We start from the raw sequence: 18,772 nt of genomic DNA on the forward strand, positions 1-18,772 counted from the left end.
ATCGAATTAAATAATTTTTCGTTTTCCGGCTAAGAAAGGAGCACTTGCTGCTCCCCGGATATCGCGGTCCGCTTCTACGCGAACATCTTTATCCAAAATGCTGTGCTGCAAAAAGCTGTTCTCGCCGATAACCCCATTTTGCATAACGATGCTATTACTAACGATGGCACCCTTCTGAACGTGCACACCGCGGAACAATATGCTGTTGATAACGGTGCCTTCAATGCGGCAGCCGTTTGCAATAAGCGAATTCGTTACTTTGGAGCCAACTAAATAACGAGCCGGCGGTTCATCCTTGACCTTCGTAAAAATCGGTCCCGGCTGGTAGAAGAGCTCCGACCATACGTCGGAGTCGAGCAAATTCATATTATTGCGGTAATAGCTGGTCAGCGTATTTACAACGCCCAAATAACCTTCATACATATATCCATAAACTTTCAACTTGTCGAGTCTAGACAGTATCGCATGGCGAACCAGATGATCCTGACCTTGAGCAAGCGAAGTTTCTACTAGCTCCATGAGTAAGTCCTTGCGCATAACGTACATTTCCATAGAGCTGATATCGCTGGACATGCGGCCGTAATGATCTTGAATGGCGGTAACCCGGCCATCCTCGTTCAGCTTCACCTTACGGGCTTTGCCTGACAGCAAATCCTGCTGCTGCTTGCATACGACCGTAATATCGGCTTCCCGATCCAAATGGAATTGTATGACCTTTTCAAAATCGACGTTGCACACCATGTGGCTGCGAGTAATAACCACATATTCTAACGGTGAGCGGTTAAAATAATCGCGCTGCTGATAGAAATGATACAGATCCCCGCGGCTGATCTCTTGGATATCATCAGTCGCTGGCGGAAGAACGAACAATCCGCTTTGGCGATGCTGCAAATCCCAATGCTTACCCGATCCCAGATGGTCCATAAGCGAGCGATATTTCGTATGCGCGAATACCGCTACCTTCGAGATGCCCGAATTAACCATGCTTGATAATACAAAATCGATTAAGCGGTAACGTGCGCCAAAGGGAACAGTAGCAAGGCAGCGGCCCGCCGTTAATCGTTCAAGCTCATCAGTCTCATGAATTAAATTTATGACTCCCATGACTTTATGCTTCATGAGTGCTCAACCTCCTGCAGCAAATGATCGTTTGTCACGAATTGGTCAACAGCAATGACCGTAATGGCACTATCATCCGGGCTTCCGATTGTAACACCCGCTTCGATGACTGCCCCTTCACCAATTATAGCTCTATATATGCGCGCGCCTTCACCTATGCGTACATTAGGCATGATGACAGACTCGGATATCAATGAATTTTTTTCGACTTTAACGCCATAGAACAATACAGACCGGTCAACGATGCCTTCAATCTTGCAGCCTTCCGTGATTAAAGAAGCGGATACTTCTGCCGTAGCCCCGATATGCTGAGCAGGCTGATTAGGGCTGACCGAGTAAATGCGCCAATCGGAATCCGCAAGCTCAAGCGGCGGCTCCTCCGCAATCAGATCCATGTTCGCTTCCCATAAGCTTTCGATCGTACCGACATCCTTCCAATATCCCTTGAACGGATATGAGTGAAGTCGTTTGCCGTCTCTCATCATGGCAGGAATAATATCCTTGCCGAAATCATGGTTGGAGGTGCGGCTTGCCTCATCATAGATCAAATACTTTTGAAGCTCGGACCATGTGAAAATATAAACGCCCATAGATGCGATATTGCTTGTCGGATTTTTCGGTTTTTCTTCGAACGCGGTTATACGATCCTCATCGTCGATGTGCATAACGCCAAAGCGGCTGGCCTCTTTCCAGTCCACCTCGATGCCAGCGATCGTCACGTCAGCGCCAGAGCGCTTATGATGATCGAGCATGAGCTCGTAATCCATTTTATAGATGTGATCACCGGAAATAATAAGAACATATTCTGGATTATAAGGTTCAATGAAGGACATATTTTGGTAAATCGCATTCGCCGTTCCCTTGTACCAGACGCCACCCTTTTGCTTCATATAAGGCGGCAAAATAGTCATGCCCCCATCGCGGCGGTCAAGCCCCCATGGACTGCCAATGCCAAGATAACGGTTGAGCTCGAGCGGCTGATATTGCGTTAGAACGCCTACTGTATCAATGCCCGAGTGCGCGCAATTACTCAAAGTAAAATCAATAATTCTGTATTTACCACCAAAATAGACAGCTGGCTTTGCTAAATCTTTAGTAAGTACGCCTAGCCTTTTACCTTCGCCTCCTGCGAGCAGCATGGCTATCATTTCTTTTCGGCCCATGGACACCAACTCCCTCTCAATGTTTGACCCTTGGTTCTAATGCAAAATACTGGAACGTAAGGGGTGGTAAATGAATCAAAATGCTTTGATCGTGACCGTGCCAAGCAACGTTTTCACTGCTGTAGCAAAGCTTTGTTTGTGTTTCCGTTCCGCCAAATTGCTTGTCGTTACTATTTATGAAAGAGCGATAAGAACCTGGCTCTGGAACACCGATACGAAATTGCTGGTAGTCGTTTCTTGAAAAATTAGCAACTATTACCGAAAAATCCGACTTTCCGCGGCGGATAAAGGAAATGACTGATTGAGCCGCATTATGAACATCGATCCATTCGAAGCAATCTGGTTCACTGTCCCGCTCCCATAGCGAGGGCTGGTTTAAATACATGTGATTGAGCGTTCTCACATAATGGTGCATATGCTGATGCGAATCGTAATCGAGTACCATCCAGTCCAGCATATCGGCATCTTTCCATTCGTCAAACTGACCCCATTCACTGCCCATAAATAACAATTTCTTGCCGGGATGGGACATCCAAAATCCGTAAAACAACCGCAATTGCGCGAATTTTTCTTCATAGCTGCCAGGCATTTTGTTTAATAGAGAGCGTTTTCCGTGTACAACTTCATCATGAGATAGAGGTAAAACATAGTTTTCAGAAAAAGCATAAAGGAGTGAAAATGTGATGAGATGATGGTGGTGCGGGCGATCGTACGGGTCTAGCGCCATATAGCGCAGCATATCGTTCATCCAGCCCATATTCCATTTAAAATTAAATCCGAGACCGCCTTGATAGGTTGGTGCTGTGACACCTGGCCATGCGGAAGAATCTTCAGCAAGCATTAGTGTATCGGGGTAATAATGAAACACTGTTTCATTGAGCTTCTTAATGAAGCGGAGCGCATCTAAGTTGTCAGGGCCGCCGAGGTGGTTGTAAGTGTGCATTTCTGGCGGTTTATCCATATGTAAATTAATCATGCTAGCGACAGCATCAACACGCAAGCCGTCGATATGATACATGTCCATCCAATATAACGCATTGGAAATAAGAAAGCTATTGATCTCGTTTTTGCCAAAATCGAAGGAAAGCGTGCCCCAGAGCGGCTTCTCGGCCCGATTAATATCAGCGCCCTCGAAAATCGGCGTCCCGTCAAAAAGACGCAGGCCGTGATCGTCCTTGCAGAAATGGCCGGGCACCCAGTCCAAAATAACACCGATTCCGTACTGATGACATTTGTCAACAAATCTCATCAATTGTTTCGGCGTGCCGTACCGGCTCGTGACGCCATAGAAACCCGTTATTTGGTAGCCCCAAGATTGATCTAGCGGATGCTCAGCAATTGGCATTAGCTCAATATGCGTATAGCCCATTTCCGCTGTATAAGGAATCAGGGTATCTGCTAATTCTTCATAGGTATAAAAATCTTCTTTACCTTTGATTTTCCAAGAGCCTGCATGAACCTCATAAATAAGCAGCGGATTGGTGTAAGCCGGAAGCTCGCGCTTCTTCTCCTGCCAGTCGGCATCGCCCCATTCATAACCGTTTATGTCAGTTACGATGGATGCCGTTCCAGGCCGCCGCTCTGCGTAAAACGCATACGGGTCGGCTTTCCGGATGATGTTTCCTTCGGGCGTAACGATCTCGTACTTGTACAATTCACCTTCAACGATATTCGCAACGAATAAGGAAAAAATGCCTGTGGAATCGATCCGTTTCATCAGATGACGCTTTCCGTCCCAATTATTGAAACCGCCGATAACATGAACTTTTGCTGCATTCGGTGCCCACACTGTAAACCGAACTCCGTCAATACCGCCCATTTGGATCAGGTGCGCACCCATGAAACGGTAGCTGTGGTAGGAACTTCCTTCGTTAAACAAATATAAATCCTTGTGTGATAAGCCGTTAGGTGCCTTTTGAACCATACGCGGTTTCACCCTTTCTTGGATGATCAATGACGAGTCAAAGTCAGCTGAGCCAGAATCACTTTAACCACATTATACATGGTTTGTTGAAAAAAAACACAGTCTTTTTCATAGATTTCGACAGGTTAATTTATTCCATGTCATATCAAGTAACATGAATCTGACATGCGCCAATGACTCGTTGAATGTAATAATGCTTGGCACAATAACCTTTCGTAATTGATAATTTAGGACAATTCACCCATTTGCAATTCGAGACTTGTTTAACTCGATGAGGTCTTATGGTATGAGGATCCCCGTGACGCAGCAATCGCTGATGGTGCATCGCGCACAAATCCTTGGCTTTAATCGGCTTCATACAATTTTCAATGCTGCAATAGTTCATATGTCAGTATCTCCCATGTGTGTTTGCCTATTTGCTCATACCTGCTCAATGCAAATGTCTGCTATCATATTATAGGGAAACTGAATTAGAATAAAGTCTCATAAACGTTAATTTCGGGCGATTTAGACCAAAATAGACACTATTTGCACGTTCTATATCCGAATTAAGCTACCGAGTTTAATTAATTAAACTCAAAAGTTCATTCGATTTGCAACGAAAATGTCAAAATCATGGGCTTGTTTGTCTTCAACGGCTATTTTATACTTTTACTTATTTGTTGGAAGTTGAATGGATTTCAGAGGAGTGTCATGTATTGTCGGTTTACCGCAAAATTTATCAAATGATGGATCAGCCTATGCTTCTAATGAGCCAAAGTGACCACGAAGTGCAAATCGATGATGCGAACCATGCCTTTCTACGGTTATCGGGCTACACACTTAAGGAGCTGCAATCCAAGCCAAGCAGTAATTTACTCCAAAAATATAAGATTGACGCTTCAAGGCAGGTGTTTAAAAGCGAAGTCATCCTATATACGAAGCAGAAGCGCCCAATATCCGTACGGATCGATCAACAGCCATTGCCAAAAAGCAGCAAGGATGATTCCAATCGGGCCTTCATCATTTTTGAGGATCTGACTCCCTACAAGTGGATTGAGCAGCAAGCGGAGATAAACAAAGTGTTGATTAGCGGCATCGTTGACAGCCACCAGCGCGTTCGTTTATTGAGAGCCGGACCGGCTCCGCTGTTATTCGAAGCAGACCGAAATATGAAAAACGAAACGCTGCTGCAATTCATTTCCGATACAGAGTATGGACCCATGAAGAAAGTACTAAAGCAGGCCTATTTGTCGAAAAAAGAGAGCTGCTTTAAGCTTAAAACAAATAAACTGAGCGGCATCGAGCTTGAGCTGTCCGTAACGTTTACGCCTATTATCGACGGATTCGGAGAAGTATTGGAATTTGCATTTGTCATCTGGGATCTAAGTCCCGTAAACGACAAAGCCGAAGCGTCGATGAAGCTGCGGATATGGATGGCCAAAAGAGACATAACGGCCGGTCATTTATCTGCTTCAACCGGCATTTCGGTTCAAACGATCTCCAAGCTTCGCAACGGAAAAATATTGAAGCCCCAAAGACTCACAGCAGAGCTGATCGCTTCGGAGCTTCAGGTTGATGTTCATGATATATGGTCGGAAGTTAGAAAATAAGTCTACCGTATAAATGCAGTGAGCTCATGGGTATGAAAGAGATGAAGCTCATGCATCGCTCTCGTGCAAGCTGTGTAAAACAGTTTCCTTTCGCTTTCACGCCCATAGAACTCATTGCTTGCATTGCTAATGATGACTGCATCAAATTCGACACCCTTCGCCAAATATGATGGAATGACAATTACTCCTTTTTCAAAGGTAACCGTTTCTTTCTCGATAAGACGCAGCTTAGGAAGATGCTTCTGCAGGGCAGAATACACGTCTTTACTCTCTTCAGCTGTTTTACAAATGACCGCTATCGATTGAAAGCCTTGTCTTGCCAATTGATCGATTCGTTCCTTCATTTCTTTCATTAGCTGCGAATGATCAGCCACCTTGGTTATCGTCGGCTCTTCGCCATCCCGATTAAAGGGCTCAATCTGTTCGCCGCCTTCAATCATCCGGCTTGTAAACGCTACGATAGGTTTCGTTGAGCGATAGCTTCTCGTCAGTACGATCTTCTCCGTTTCTTCCCCGCTATACAGCTCCGATAACGGATCAAACCCGTTCCCCGTAACGGCATGCGCAAAGATCGACTGATTCAGATCGCCAAGCACGGTCATTTTACAGTTCGGGAAAATACGCTTAAGATAATGATATTGGAACGCCGAATAATCCTGCGCCTCATCGATAAATAGATGTTTTACCGATGTATTCGTATGAAATCCTTCAAGCTTTTCCTTCAAATACAAATAAGGTGTCGCATCCTCGTAAAAAATAGTTCCGCTGTTCAGCATCACAATGGTTTGCCCGCTTATTTCCTTCCACTTGTCAGGCAGCTTATGCCCGGCTGCTTTTAAACGCTCCAGCATAGACTGATTGTTCTCGAACAAACGCTTATAAATTGCCGGAACATCCAGAAATAATAAACGTTTCACACGTCTGCGCAGCTTTTTGAACCTCTCCTGTACAACCATTGCGGCCAAATAATCCCGTTCCGCTTCAAAATCATCAAATGAATTTCCCGCAAACCGTTTTTTCCGCTGCAGCTCCTCATAGGCTTTCGCATAAGCCTCTTGATCCAACAGCTCAATATGCTCCTGCACCCAATCCTGCTCGCGCTCCTCGCGGCTTAATCTCGTTAACTCCTTCAGCATCCATTCCGCTGTTAACCGCATACGGTTGCCGATAGAAATCGATCGGTCCCATTTGTAAAATTGCTCAGCGATTACCGATTCTGCAATCAACGTGCGCCCTTTAAAAGTGATGGCTTTAAACGCTAAGCCCGCATGACCGAGTTCTGCCGCGTAGCCATCAATCAAATGCATGAAGGATACTCCGGATTTGTAAGTGATAGCAGCCATTCTCGTCTCATACCCCTGATCGTTAACAGCTGCCAGCGTATATTCCATTTGCGAAAAAGGATCCTCAAGCGCATACGTTTGGCCTAGCCTATGTTCAAGGTATTGCTGATAGGTGGTTTGCTGCATATTTTGCTCGCCAAGCTCGGGCAATACGGTTGCCACGTAGCTGTTAAACATCGGATTGGGCGAGAAAAGCACAATTTGATCGGCATTAAGCAACCCCCGGTAACGGTACAGCAAATAAGCTACGCGCTGAAGCGCTGCGGATGTTTTGCCGCTTCCCGCTGCTCCCTGCACGATAAGCAGCCTCGCCCGTTCGTTGCGGATAATGCGGTTTTGCTCCCGCTGGATCGTAGCGACGATGCTTTTCATTTGGGCATCGGACTGCTTGCCTAAAACCTCCTGAAGCAGCTCATCCCCGATTGTGACGCCCGTATCGAACATACTGCGAATTTGACCGTCACGGATAATAAATTGACGCTTGAGCGACATTTCACCTTCGATCGTCCCGCTTGGCGTTTCATATCGCACCGGTCCCGGACCATAATCATAATACAGGCTGGAGACTGGCGCCCGCCAATCATAAATCAAATACTCATATCCGCTTTCATCCAGCAGCGAGCCGACACCTAAATAAATCCGCTCCGATTTTGACTGATCATGCTCCATAAGATCGATTCTTCCAAAATACGGAGAACGCTCCAGCTTTAATAAAGTTTTAAGCTGTTCCTCCGCATGCCGATGACTTCTTTCACGTTCCGAAAGCACCTCCGCTTGCTGCTTCATGCTTGCATGCGATTCTGCAGATTCTGTCGCATCTTCGAAATTGAGCGTCACATCATCCCAGAAATTTCGACGAATATCGACAATATCCTCGCGCATACCGCCAACCTGTTTACGTAATTCTTCTATCCGAAAACGTATGATACCCGTCACTTCAACTACACGCTGCTGCTCTTGCTGCAGCTCATCATTAGGATTCGTCATGAGAACACTCCTTAACTAATTAGTAAGGTTAAAAATAATCACACCGTGTTATAAAATGGCATCATCCATTCTACCATCTTCTACTGACCAAATAAAATGATGGTAAAGAAAATTAAATAGTTGAAGCCATTCTTTGAATATTTTTTTATTGTGAAGGGTGCAAAAGCGGGATTGCCTGCAAGGCATCCCGCTTTTTTACACTGTTTATGGCATAAAACCAATATCATCGAGCATAACTTTCCCGGGTCCATTAACGAACCGGAACGTAATTCGGTTAATATCCCGGGCTGTAATCGGCTTGTCGTAAGGGCCAAACTTCTCAAGGGGCAGCATGTAGGTTTGAAATACAGGCTCTGTAGACTCCTTGTACTTCTCCTCTTTCATCCGTTTTTCGAGCCAAGACAGGGTCATATAAGCCGTGTAAGCGGACGGTGGAACAGACATAATATCGGCTAGCTCCAGCTTCCTGCTGACCCCCTGGGCTGTTGTAAGCTCGATCTCAACAGCTGGCAGCGGCGGCAGTTCAGTCACTTCCGCAGCAGCGCCCGCTGTTACTTCCCCGCCCTTAGGCGAGATAAGATCGCGTTCAAGATTCGCCATGGAAAACACAAGATTCCCTTCCATCAGCCCTTCTGCTTCCGCACTCGTAACGGATGAAAACTCCAGCTCGTACTCTGCGCCAGGCTCCTTCCACTCGAGCTCGATTCCTTTTGTTCCTTTGTTTTTTCCATCGCGGTCCTCTGCAGCGGCGATCTGCCATGCCTTCATACCGGCTGCGCTGGCCTTACCGCCGTCCTTTAGCACAGTTTTTCTTTTTCCGTCGTCGAAGCGCGCAATTTCAATAAAAGCCGATTCTTCATAACGATTCGTATACGACGTGCCTGGCAGCCAAGCCTTTCCTAAGCGATAATCCTTAAACAATGGCTTATATTGCTCGTCTCCAAGCAAGGTGGCTAGCAAGAAAGCTGACACATAAACCTTGGAAATTTGGCGCTGCTCATCAGCCTCCAACAGTTGTTTGCGGTTTAAGAACAAGCCGCCGGGCGGCCGTTCGTCCATACTTCCCCATTCTGAATTGAACTGACTATGGTTTGCATCCGCAATATATAACGCTGCTTTGAATTTATCCGATTGCACCCTGAAAGTCGTTCTGCTGAACTGACGGTCTCCGTAGAAATTGTTTACATCAGCATCTCTGGCTCCTTGAAGGGTCAAATAATTAACATCCGATAAGCGGGCCGACTTATCGTCTACTTGTTTATCGGTTGGGGCAATCGCGACAACAGATTCGATGACAATGTCCTTTAGGTTGTCCAAAGTTCTATCATCCTTAAACCATCGCCCGGCATCCGCCGCCATGGCAACGGCCTGCCCGCCGCGCGAATGGCCGATCAAAGCTACATGCTTCAGATCAACCCGCCCGGCAAAAGGATTCCCCTCCGCTTCGCTTAGCTGCTTGATTTGCTGCAAATGCCTCAGCAGCATCCAAGCACGCACCTTCATATCATCATTAGGTATCCCCGACCAAACGGAATAGTTGAGAAAGTTTTCATCAACAGAGATCGCTATGATGCCTTTGCTCGCAAGCAGTTCACCCAGGTAGCCGTATCCGCCATCAGAATAGTCCTCCATTAAATGATTGCCATGAACAATTAACGCGATCGGAAAAGGCCCGAGGCCTTTCGGCATCCATACACGCCCATTCAAGGGCAGCGCTTGCTCATCAAACCCCCAAAACCAGGTTTTAAGTTTTGACCATTTCTTAATATATGCTGACGCATCAGCCGATGCGGTTTTTACATCCACTTCGTCACTGAAAATCGCTCTGTGCTTGTCTTGCCCGCTCCCGTAAGTAAACGTTTGAAAAGCGTACGCCCCCTGCTCGGCTGGATTAGGCGCGTTCAATTCAGCAGCGCTATCACTGGGCAGATCTTTTGGCGCCGCCTCTCTTTGCGGCATGGCGGCCGGCCCGGGCCAGTCAATCAACACATAAGCCGCGGCTGTTGCAATTGCAAACCCCAGTGCTAGAATCAACTTGCTCCTCGGCTTTATTCTCAGTTTTAATAGGCAGCCCAATAAACAGCCGGCTAAGGCGCCAATAAGCGTGAACGCCAACGACACAACGACCGACATTAGCACACCCAACTCGGCATAATAGCAGATTACATACGTCTCGAACGAAACGTATATCCACACAGCCGCAAATCTTCGAGGCAATGGCACATAAATGAGACTAAAAAAGAATGATAACAGGATGGCAGCTATGCTCATAGCTGCTGCATTAAGCGTCAAAAAAACAATGATGTCTACGGCAGTTCCTAATCCGGTTGGCATGCCCAGTACAGCAGCCAGCATCGATAACGAACCAAACAAAGCAGTGCTTCCGGTAGCGATACGCGATATGAAATTATCCCGGTCATTTCTAAGTGCAAAGCGGCTGCTAAACCAAGCTTTCATTTTTCTTAATCTGCCTGGTTCAGGAAGCTGAAGCTCCGGCTCTTGTATCGCTAATTCCATAAAGCCCCCTTTACGGACAGCCAGTTTCTGCCGTCCCGCTTTAAAAGTTCAACCGGCACTTCAAAAAAATCGCTCATCAGCGCTGATGTCAGTACGTCCGACGTATCATCAGCAGCAAATACTTGCCCTTCTTTTATTAATAACGTCTTCGTAAAACAAGGTAAAATTTCCTCAACATGATGCGTTACATATATAATCGCAGGAGCATTCTCCTCCGCCGCTACAGTACCGATCATCTGCAGCAATTGCTCACGCGCAAACACATCAAGGCCTGTGCAAGGCTCATCCAATATTAGCAGCTTAGGCGAAGCCATTAACGCTCTTGCAATGAGAACCCGCTGCCGTTCCCCCTGAGAAAGCGTATCGTAGGTACGTTCTATCAAGGCTGTACAGCCAAGCGATTTCATCAACGCTTCAGCCCGCCCTAAATCCTCGGTATCGGTCTGGTCATAAAGCCCAATGGTTGCAAATTTCCCGCTAAGCACAATCTTTAATGCGGTTTCACTGCCGTACAGCTTCTGCTGCAGCGACGTGCTGACCCAGCCGATGCTTTTACGAAGCTCGCGCAAATCATATTCGCCGAAAATTTTCCCTAGCACCGACATCTTGCCTTCAGTCGGCCAAATGTAACCATTGATCATATTCAGAAGCGTCGTTTTTCCGGAGCCGTTTAACCCAAGCAAACACCAGTGTTCCCCTTCTTTTACCGTCCAGTTAATATTTTGTAAAATCAATTTATTGTTTCGATCCCATGAAACGTTATGGATGTCTATAATCATCTTTAACTCTCCCGTCCGTTGACATTTAAGCATTTCACAAATTTGACTTGGCATATAATATCGACCATTATAATAGTACAACGAATGCTAGCCGTCGGAACTGTCCCATCTTACCCTTACGTTTATACATATTTGTTATTTCAGGAGTGATCTGCGTATGAAAACCAATCAATTAAAGCAATGGGCTCATTTTTTTTTAACTTATAAATTTGCGCTTGATGCTGTGGAAACGAAACTTAACATTTTAAATGAAGAATTTCAATTTATTCACGACTATAACCCAATCGAGCATATGAAAACCCGAATAAAAGCGCCGGAGAGCGTAATGAAGAAGCTGCAGCGCAAAGGACTTGATATTACGCTTGAGGATGCAAAAGAGCATATTCGCGATATAGCCGGTGTCCGCGTCATTTGTTCCTTCTCCACGGATATTTATCAAATTGTAGATATGATCAGCAAGCAAAGCGATGTCCGGGTCGTTGAGATTAAAGACTACGTAATCAATCCGAAGCCTAACGGCTACCAAAGCATTCATTTGTTAATCGAAATACCTGTTTTCCTTACGGATCGAACGGAGTATGTGCTCGTTGAAATTCAAATCCGTACGATCGCCATGGATTTCTGGGCAAGCCTGGAGCATAAGATCTATTATAAATTCAATGAACAAATTCCGCCACATATTCAGGAGCAGCTTAAAGGCTCTGCCGATATGATCCATTTGCTTGACAGGCAAATGCTTGCTTTGAACGTAGAGGTACAAAAGCATCGCGAACAAGCACTGAAATAAAAAGAAGCTGCATCCCGTTTTCTGGGATGCAGCTTCTTCTTATTTCAGGTTACAGCATAGTAAAAGGGCACGATAACTAAATTTATTGCTATTGCAATAATCCCGATCGCCATAGACCAACCGCCGAGCCCGCGTGCGCCTTGCCTGTAAGCGATGAAGCCAAGCACTGCGGCTGTAGCTCCAAGCAATACCGGCCATATAAACCATGACGCAATTGCAAATACAAGCGATACCCAGCCAAGCGCGTAGCCGCCCGAACGCGCTTCTGTCCGCTCCGCCCGTTCCACGTGCCGTTCCTCTCTCCGCTCCGCATGTACAGCAGGATTACCGATTGCAAAATCAGCAGCCATTTCTTCATTTACGTCAAGCAAGTCGTCCTTCCCCACAACTGGATGGCTTGCATGTGCTGATCGATCCCGTTCATCCAACAATTGTTTATAATCGTCTTCATAATTCCCCATCGACCATCACTCCTTCGGTTTAAAGGTCTGGCAGCATGTTGCCTTAGATGTCTCTGCTTGATCCTGATGGAATAAGCCGAGCTCATCTGCAGCAAATTCTTCATTGAAATGAGCACCTGCATGCTGATCAATTTCAATTTGAATTGCACTTGCGCCGCAGTTATTGCCTTCTTTCCAGAAGCTGCAGTTAGCTACACTACAGGACACGCCATTTGGCATAAAAAAATCACCTCCACTATCAAGTTTCCCTGACTGGAGGTGATTCATTCTGCCTTATTTTTGTCCTTGCATGCGACGCTGCGTCATGTAGTCATTTTCGTAGTAGGCCAATTCGTCGCGCAGCTCCTCGAAAATTTTTGAAACGTTAAGTACGATATCACGTGAATCACGGTTCGGCTTAAAACGGAATCGAATCGCATCCTGACCGGTATATGCATAACGGCCATCTTCGGAATAGCATTCGTTCTTCGGATAGAAAAACGCGCTTACGCAATGATGGTAAACTTCATACAGCACGCGTTCCGCATAATCCGTATCGAAATTGGGCCTTCTGAGCAATACTCCCAGCTTTTCAACCGAGACTTCAGAAAACACCAATAAATGTCTCAAATCAGATAACAGGCCTTTGTAAAAAGTTTGGGCTTCTTCGCCATTATCCTCTCCGGTTAATTGAAGCAAAGCATTGTTATTCAGAAACGGTTCGAGTTGATTTACCGCGTCCTTTAGCTTCGTGCGAGTTGATTCCGTAAGCTCTTTGACGTTTGCAGTTGGCATATAGGTAATTCCCCTTTCATAATCCAAACACACGTAAAAACTACAATCATCATTATCGTACCACAAATTACATTGAAGTGGTACTGGCGTTTAACTCTTTTGGTCGCATATTTTCCGCGTTGAAACCCAATTCTATAGATTAGACTTAGCTCTAATTAGAACGATCAATGGAGGTTTCAAGCATGCCTAGAAAATGGATTGGTGCCCTTACAATTGTAGCCTTAGCCGCCCTGCTTATACCTACGACGCCTTTGTTCGCTCCAAAAGACTTCAAAAAGACGCCGCAAACGTCAAGCTTTTCAGCTAAGCGAGAGCATACGCTCAAGATGGCTGCTTTACAGAATGATATGAAAGCAACTGCCATGCTATGCTCGGCAGAATGCTCCAAGGACTTTCAACAGCTGATGAGCGCAAGCATGGGCTCAAAAACAAAAGCTGCCCAGCAAATTAAGCATATGATGCATGAGCATATGCACATGACCTACATTAGCTGGATATCGGGCAAACGGAGCGTGGACCGAGGCACTCTGCCGCAAACAAAGAATAGGCAAGCCGAATCTTATGTCGCGGATGCCAAAGCCCAAGTAAGCAAAGGAGCCAAGTTTGAATCCCCTACATTCACCGCGAAGGATGGCAGCCGCTACATGGTGCTTGGCGTACCTGATTCCAAACATCTCAGTATCGGCGTTGTAGGTGTTATTAAACAAGATATTTTAAAATCTGTGGAAAAGCACCAAATGCGTAATCTTCGGTTAATCCCTTACCCGGCAGAAGGAAATTACAAAATTGAATCCGTAAAGCCTAATTCAACGACCGATACGACTGTCCGCACCGGCGAAGACAACGGAAACGCAAGCCACTATCATGTTCGGGATGTCGTTGTCCATTTCGCCAAGCCTTTGTCCGATGCTGAGCTGGAACGCGTAAAACGTGATATTAACGCGGAATCGGTTAAGCATATCGGAGATACGTTCGTCTTCCGCTCCAAAAACATTGAAACGGATCAGCTTGTCCAATACTTCAAGCAAACATGGAATACGGAATATACAGAACCGCATTACTTATATTTAACGAATGAAACTTCGAAGACCATCATTCCAAACGATGCTCTTTACTCGGAATATCAATGGAATTTACCGTCCATCGAAACAGAGAAGGGTTGGGGCGTCTCCAAAGGAAATGACAAAGTCATTATTGCGGTGCTGGATACAGGCGTACAAAGCAATCACCCGGATTTAAAAGGAAAAATTATAAAAGGCATGAATATTGTAAATGAAGATACTGATCCGGATGATGATGTCGGTCACGGAACACATGTATCAGGGATTATCGGCGCAACAGTCAACAATAGCGAAGGTGTCGCCGGCCTCTCCTGGTATAACAAAATTATGCCTGTCAAAGTGCTGGACAGCAGCGGTGCCGGATCTACCTATTCCGTTGCTCAAGGCATTATTTGGGCCGTTGATCACGGTGCGAAAGTCATTAATATGAGCTTGGGCAACTACGCGCAGGCAGACTTCCTCCATGATGCCATTAAGTATGCTTATGACCATGACGTTGTCATGATCGCAGCCAGCGGCAATGATAATACCGATCGGCCGGGTTATCCTGCAGCTTATCCGGAAGTATTCGCGGTCGCGGCAACAGACAGCAATAAGGAAAAGGCTTCTTTCTCTAACTACGGAGATTATATTGACGTCGCAGCCCCTGGAGACAGTATTGCCAGCACCTATCCTGGCAGTCAGTATGCAGCATTGTCGGGAACGTCAATGGCGAGCCCGCATGTCGCTGCGCTTGCCGGATTGATTCGTTCCGTTAACCCTGAGCTCTCCAACGTCGAGGTCATGGAGCTTATGAGAAAATCGACGATTGATTTGGGCGCTAAGGGCAAGGACGATTATTTCGGATACGGTTTAATTGATGTCGATAAAGCGCTGCGAGGCGCATCAAAATTTGGAGGCGCGCTGCAAACCTACCCGGATCAGGTTAAACGCAGGCTGGACCGCATCGTGTCCAAATACCAAAAATAATCACCTGATGACACAATAAAGCACCCATCGCGAGCGAGGGGTGCTCTTTGCTTATGTGTAAAGTCGTATGGAAAGTTTGCCGTAAGCCGGGTTCTGTACTTCTAGTGGTTCGAACGGGAACGACCCTCCCACGAGGAAGCGACAATCATCTATCTAGGCCGCACATTACTGAGCGGCTCCAGCAACCAACCCGGACGCGCCTCAGGCTAAGGCTGCAGCGTAAAGCTGCGGCGTCCTCTCGGTCTTGCTCCAGATGGGGTTTACCAGGAACATAGTCACCTATGCTCCTCGTGGTCTCTTACACCACGGTTCCACCCTTACCTGTGCCGGCTAAAAGCCGGCCATCGGCGGTCCATTTCTGTGGCACTATCCTTCAGCTCGCGCTGACTGGACGTTATCCAGCATCCTGCCCTGTGGAGCCCGGACTTTCCTCTCGCGGCAACAAGGCCGCCAGCGATTGTCTGTCAAACTTTCCTTGGTATCGTTAAGTATACAAGTTATTTCGCAAAAGCTCAACCCTGAAACGAATACCAACTTATCCAAATCTATTTATTCATATTTTATACAAACGTAAACGGCTCCGTATTTAAGACGGAAGCAGCCGCCGACGTTTCGTATTTGCGGTTTATAAGCTGCTTATTCAACCAATCGGCGACCTGCTGCTTCATGACCTTCTCTATGTTATGGCCGGGGTCAATGATCGTCATGCCCGCCGCGAGCGCATCGTGAGCCGTGTGATAATCAATATCTCCGGTAATGAGCACATCCGCTCCGGCAAACACGGCATGACGTACATATTTGGCACCGGCGCCTCCGAGAACAGCAGCCTTGCGTACCACCTGATCCAGCGATCCGACTACGCGTACTGCCGGAACATCGAATATCCGCTTTGCCTGCTCTGCCAGCTCGCCAAGCGTCACAGGCTGTGCAAGTTTGCCTGCCCGGCCGAGACCAAACGAACGTCCCTTCAAATCGATGGGATACAAGTCATAAGCAACCTCCTCGTAAGGATGCGCTTTTAGCATCGCCTGTACCGCTTTGCGATGAACGCTGTAGGGCACTATCGTTTCAATCCGGATTTCATCAACGCGCTCCAGTTTGCCTTGGGCGCCAATATAAGGAGCCGTTCCCGGCCCAGGAACAAATGTACCTGTGCCTGATATGTTGAAGCTGCAATTGCTGTAACCGCCAATCTCTCCCGCTCCCGAGCGCCAAATCGCTTCCAGCACTTGCTCGTGATGGCTTTCCGGAACGAATACGACAAGCTTATACAGTTTATCTGTGTGCACCTCTTCTAAGCATTGACGCCCTTCTGGAACGATACCAACGAGGTCAGCAAGCCAATCGTTGATACCCCCGTCCGTCACGTCAAGATTCGTATGAGAAATGTAAACGGCAATGTCATTTTTAATAAGCTTCTCATATAAGCGGCCCGCAGCGGTGGACGTATCCAGCTTAGCCAGCGGACGATAAATTATGGCATGGTGAGCGATAATCAGCTCAGCGCCTTGCTCAATCGCTTCATCGACCACGGCGTCCGTAACGTCTAACGCAACCAAAATTTTCTTGATCGGCTTATTCAACGTGCCCAGCTGAAGACCGATTTTATCATTCTCAACCGCATAATGCTTCGGAGCAAGCTGTTCCATTAGCTGTATTACGGTTTGGCCGCTCACAAACATTGTAAAACCTCCTTAATCACGTTCATCTCCGCTTGGAATTGTTCACGTTTAACAGCGGATTCCGATAGCTCAGATGCTGCAAGCTGCTCGCAAATGCGGTCAAGCTTGTTCAGCTCATGACGCCACTTTTTGAATAGGGCAGGCTGTGGATCACGGAGTAAATGCGGTCCCATCTGCTTCAAAACTTTAAATAAATTTTCATCCTGAAGCTCGAGCCCAAGAAAATGACCATCATACAGCTCTAGATTGCGCGATTTAGCATCGGAAGCTCGAACCGCATGCATAACTTCGTATATTTTCCCGTCTTCTTCAACGATGCTTTCTGATTTTAAATACCAATTGTGCTTAAGCAGCCATCCGCGCACCACTTCTTCGCCTACATTTGGCTGCAGCACAAGCTCCGTGACCCCGTCCAACTTCCCGGCCGTATGTCCCGCCTCCAATATATCGCTCATTAAGCTGCCGCCCATTCCGGCGATTGTCACAGTGTCAGCTTCACCAGGCTGCAGCACATTTAAACCGTCGCCTTGTCGCACTGTCAGGCGTGCGGTAAGACCTGCATCCGCTCCCTGCTTTCTTGCCGCCTCGAAGGGGCCGCGATTCAGCTCTCCAGCAATGGCTGAAGGACATTTATCGATTTGAAGCAAATATACGGGAAGCATCGCATGATCGGAGCCGATGTCGGCAACACGCGAACCCGCGGTTACATAATCTGCAATCAGCTGCAGACGTCTAGAAAGTTTTAACATTATACAACCCACACCATCCATTTTTTTCGCATTGAAAATAGTAAACCGCCGCCCAGCGCTATTTTGATAAGGAGCTGCAGTTGAAGCCACATCGCTTCATCCGCAATCATCATTGCATACAGCTCAGGCATAAACCAAACCAGCGCACAGGTTAAGAAAAGAACTGCAGATACAGGCTTAGACCAGCGGTGAACAAACCAGCTGCTCCAACCGAACAAGCAAGCAAGCGGCAGCCAGTAAAGCTGAATCTCATACCATTTAGAATCCACCATAAATTGCGACAGCAGCCGCGCATAGACGAGAATAGCCGCTAGCCAGCCGCATAAATGGAGCACAGGAATGCGGGCTGCTATTCCATAGACTACCCAAAAGAGCGAGCACAGGGCAAGCAGAACCGTTTTCCAGATCCATTGTTCGATATCATGCACATTCAGCATGTACAATCCGCCGCCAAGGAGAAGGAGCATGCCAGTGCTTGTTACCGTCAGTCCTGCCGCCTCGTTACGAACCCGAAGACGCTGACCGATCCTTAGAAAAACAGCCACTGCACTGACAACGACCGCCATTTGCAATAAGGGATGAAATTCGTTAAAATAAAGCACAACAAAGGAAATTAAGGTAAAAGTTCCAAATGTAAGCAGCCATTGCACGCCCGTTGCCCGCTGTACAGCAGCAATTGCTTTTCCTACTGTATGATGCTGTTCTTTGTTCGTATGGATCGCATCTTGATCAGCATATAAATTCAGCAGAAAGTCACAATACTGATCCGGCAGCAGCTTACTTCGCCGCCAATGATCAATTTCTTTCACGATAATTTGCCGACGATCCTGATTCATAAAATCCCGTTATCCTCTCGGTCTCAGCT

At 46.7% G+C, this 18,772-nt stretch carries 15 protein-coding genes and 1 other RNA gene; 3 read left to right on the forward strand and 13 right to left on the reverse strand.

Features of this window, described 5'->3' with window-relative positions; translation table 11 throughout:
- Window positions 1–6: 6 nt before the first annotated feature.
- From glgD to glgB, 3 genes are read right to left on the reverse strand one after another with little or no spacing between them, the layout of a single operon-like run.
- Window positions 7–1,119 carry a glucose-1-phosphate adenylyltransferase subunit GlgD gene (gene glgD / locus AC0YNZ_RS07345; protein WP_475825980.1) on the reverse strand — a complete coding sequence of 371 codons (1,113 nt, stop codon included), beginning with the start codon at window positions 1,117–1,119 and terminating at the stop codon, window positions 7–9.
- Entirely contained in the window at window positions 1,116–2,282 is a 1,167-nt protein-coding gene (locus AC0YNZ_RS07350; RefSeq protein WP_110770568.1) for a glucose-1-phosphate adenylyltransferase, read from the reverse strand. The genes glgD and AC0YNZ_RS07350 overlap by 4 nt, the downstream gene beginning before the upstream one ends.
- A 16-nt stretch (window positions 2,283–2,298) precedes the next feature.
- Window positions 2,299–4,206: a 1,4-alpha-glucan branching protein GlgB gene (gene glgB, locus AC0YNZ_RS07355; protein ID WP_475825981.1), complete on the reverse strand. Its 1,908-nt coding sequence runs from the start codon at window positions 4,204–4,206 to the stop codon at window positions 2,299–2,301.
- A 698-nt stretch (window positions 4,207–4,904) separates the two neighbouring features.
- Between glgB and AC0YNZ_RS07360 the strand changes: the two genes are divergently transcribed.
- Window positions 4,905–5,798: a helix-turn-helix domain-containing protein gene (locus tag AC0YNZ_RS07360; protein WP_475825982.1), complete on the forward strand. Its 894-nt coding sequence runs from the start codon at window positions 4,905–4,907 to the stop codon at window positions 5,796–5,798.
- A gap of 2 nt (window positions 5,799–5,800) precedes the next feature.
- Here AC0YNZ_RS07360 and helD read toward each other — a convergent pair whose 3' ends face one another.
- The 3 genes from helD to AC0YNZ_RS07375 all read right to left on the reverse strand — a co-directional run bounded on the left by helD (window position 5,801) and on the right by AC0YNZ_RS07375 (window position 11,424).
- On the reverse strand, window positions 5,801–8,128 hold the full coding sequence (gene helD / locus AC0YNZ_RS07365; RefSeq protein WP_475825983.1) for an RNA polymerase recycling motor HelD: 2,328 nt from the start codon (window positions 8,126–8,128) through the stop codon (window positions 5,801–5,803).
- Window positions 8,129–8,332: 204 nt separating this feature from the next.
- Window positions 8,333–10,645 (reverse strand): alpha/beta hydrolase family protein, encoded by a 2,313-nt coding sequence (locus AC0YNZ_RS07370; RefSeq protein ID WP_475825984.1) that lies wholly within the window; start codon window positions 10,643–10,645, stop codon window positions 8,333–8,335.
- The gene (locus AC0YNZ_RS07375) at window positions 10,636–11,424 is read right to left on the reverse strand and encodes an ABC transporter ATP-binding protein (RefSeq protein WP_475825985.1); all 789 of its coding nucleotides are present in this window, start codon (window positions 11,422–11,424) and stop codon (window positions 10,636–10,638) included. Before AC0YNZ_RS07375 ends, AC0YNZ_RS07370 begins: the two co-directional genes overlap by 10 nt.
- A gap of 157 nt (window positions 11,425–11,581) precedes the next feature.
- Here AC0YNZ_RS07375 and AC0YNZ_RS07380 point away from each other — a divergent pair, with 157 nt between their 5' ends.
- Entirely contained in the window at window positions 11,582–12,211 is a 630-nt protein-coding gene (locus tag AC0YNZ_RS07380; protein WP_475825986.1) for a GTP pyrophosphokinase, read from the forward strand.
- A gap of 44 nt (window positions 12,212–12,255) precedes the next feature.
- Here the strand turns inward: AC0YNZ_RS07380 and AC0YNZ_RS07385 are convergent, their stop codons facing one another.
- The 3 genes from AC0YNZ_RS07385 to AC0YNZ_RS07395 are packed head-to-tail and all read right to left on the reverse strand — an operon-like array spanning window position 12,256 to window position 13,446.
- Window positions 12,256–12,672 carry a DUF4190 domain-containing protein gene (locus AC0YNZ_RS07385; protein WP_475825987.1) on the reverse strand — a complete coding sequence of 139 codons (417 nt, stop codon included), beginning with the start codon at window positions 12,670–12,672 and terminating at the stop codon, window positions 12,256–12,258.
- A gap of 6 nt (window positions 12,673–12,678) precedes the next feature.
- A complete protein-coding gene (locus AC0YNZ_RS07390) occupies window positions 12,679–12,891 on the reverse strand; it encodes a DUF1540 domain-containing protein (RefSeq protein WP_110770575.1) in 213 nt (70 codons plus the stop codon).
- 54 nt (window positions 12,892–12,945) lie between these two features.
- On the reverse strand, window positions 12,946–13,446 hold the full coding sequence (locus tag AC0YNZ_RS07395) for a YpuI family protein (RefSeq protein ID WP_110770576.1): 501 nt from the start codon (window positions 13,444–13,446) through the stop codon (window positions 12,946–12,948).
- Window positions 13,447–13,628: 182 nt separating this feature from the next.
- Here AC0YNZ_RS07395 and AC0YNZ_RS07400 point away from each other — a divergent pair, with 182 nt between their 5' ends.
- Window positions 13,629–15,476, forward strand: coding sequence for a S8 family peptidase (locus tag AC0YNZ_RS07400; RefSeq protein WP_475825988.1), 1,848 nt, complete (start codon window positions 13,629–13,631; stop codon window positions 15,474–15,476).
- A gap of 67 nt (window positions 15,477–15,543) precedes the next feature.
- Here AC0YNZ_RS07400 and rnpB read toward each other — a convergent pair.
- The 4 genes from rnpB to AC0YNZ_RS07420 form a co-directional block, all read right to left on the reverse strand.
- Window positions 15,544–15,949: RNase P RNA component class A (gene rnpB, locus AC0YNZ_RS07405), an RNA gene on the reverse strand.
- Window positions 15,950–16,036: 87 nt separating this feature from the next.
- Window positions 16,037–17,158 carry a Nif3-like dinuclear metal center hexameric protein gene (locus AC0YNZ_RS07410; protein ID WP_475825989.1) on the reverse strand — a complete coding sequence of 374 codons (1,122 nt, stop codon included), beginning with the start codon at window positions 17,156–17,158 and terminating at the stop codon, window positions 16,037–16,039.
- Entirely contained in the window at window positions 17,149–17,907 is a 759-nt protein-coding gene (locus tag AC0YNZ_RS07415) for a tRNA (adenine(22)-N(1))-methyltransferase (protein ID WP_475825990.1), read from the reverse strand. Before AC0YNZ_RS07415 ends, AC0YNZ_RS07410 begins: the two co-directional genes overlap by 10 nt.
- Complete coding sequence (locus tag AC0YNZ_RS07420; protein WP_475825991.1) at window positions 17,907–18,743, reverse strand: hypothetical protein; 837 nt, start codon at window positions 18,741–18,743, stop codon at window positions 17,907–17,909. Before AC0YNZ_RS07420 ends, AC0YNZ_RS07415 begins: the two co-directional genes overlap by 1 nt.
- Window positions 18,744–18,772: the final 29 nt, after the last annotated feature.

The sequence above is a fragment of the Paenibacillus sp. J2L1-98 genome, assembly GCF_056269405.1.

What these genes read in the sequence shown, in the direction of transcription:
- glgD (WP_475825980.1), bottom strand. Translation starts at nt 1,119, where the DNA reads ATGAAGCATAAAGTCATGGGAGTCATAAATTTAATTCATGAGACTGAT.
- AC0YNZ_RS07350 (WP_110770568.1), bottom strand. Translation starts at nt 2,282, where the DNA reads ATGGGCCGAAAAGAAATGATAGCCATGCTGCTCGCAGGAGGCGAAGGT.
- glgB (WP_475825981.1), bottom strand. Translation starts at nt 4,206, where the DNA reads ATGGTTCAAAAGGCACCTAACGGCTTATCACACAAGGATTTATATTTG.
- helD (WP_475825983.1), bottom strand. Translation starts at nt 8,128, where the DNA reads ATGACGAATCCTAATGATGAGCTGCAGCAAGAGCAGCAGCGTGTAGTT.
- AC0YNZ_RS07370 (WP_475825984.1), bottom strand. Translation starts at nt 10,645, where the DNA reads ATGGAATTAGCGATACAAGAGCCGGAGCTTCAGCTTCCTGAACCAGGC.
- AC0YNZ_RS07375 (WP_475825985.1), bottom strand. Translation starts at nt 11,424, where the DNA reads ATGATTATAGACATCCATAACGTTTCATGGGATCGAAACAATAAATTG.
- AC0YNZ_RS07380 (WP_475825986.1), top strand. Translation starts at nt 11,582, where the DNA reads ATGAAAACCAATCAATTAAAGCAATGGGCTCATTTTTTTTTAACTTAT.
- AC0YNZ_RS07385 (WP_475825987.1), bottom strand. Translation starts at nt 12,672, where the DNA reads ATGGGGAATTATGAAGACGATTATAAACAATTGTTGGATGAACGGGAT.
- AC0YNZ_RS07390 (WP_110770575.1), bottom strand. Translation starts at nt 12,891, where the DNA reads ATGCCAAATGGCGTGTCCTGTAGTGTAGCTAACTGCAGCTTCTGGAAA.
- AC0YNZ_RS07395 (WP_110770576.1), bottom strand. Translation starts at nt 13,446, where the DNA reads ATGCCAACTGCAAACGTCAAAGAGCTTACGGAATCAACTCGCACGAAG.
- AC0YNZ_RS07400 (WP_475825988.1), top strand. Translation starts at nt 13,629, where the DNA reads ATGCCTAGAAAATGGATTGGTGCCCTTACAATTGTAGCCTTAGCCGCC.
- AC0YNZ_RS07410 (WP_475825989.1), bottom strand. Translation starts at nt 17,158, where the DNA reads ATGTTTGTGAGCGGCCAAACCGTAATACAGCTAATGGAACAGCTTGCT.
- AC0YNZ_RS07415 (WP_475825990.1), bottom strand. Translation starts at nt 17,907, where the DNA reads ATGTTAAAACTTTCTAGACGTCTGCAGCTGATTGCAGATTATGTAACC.
- AC0YNZ_RS07420 (WP_475825991.1), bottom strand. Translation starts at nt 18,743, where the DNA reads ATGAATCAGGATCGTCGGCAAATTATCGTGAAAGAAATTGATCATTGG.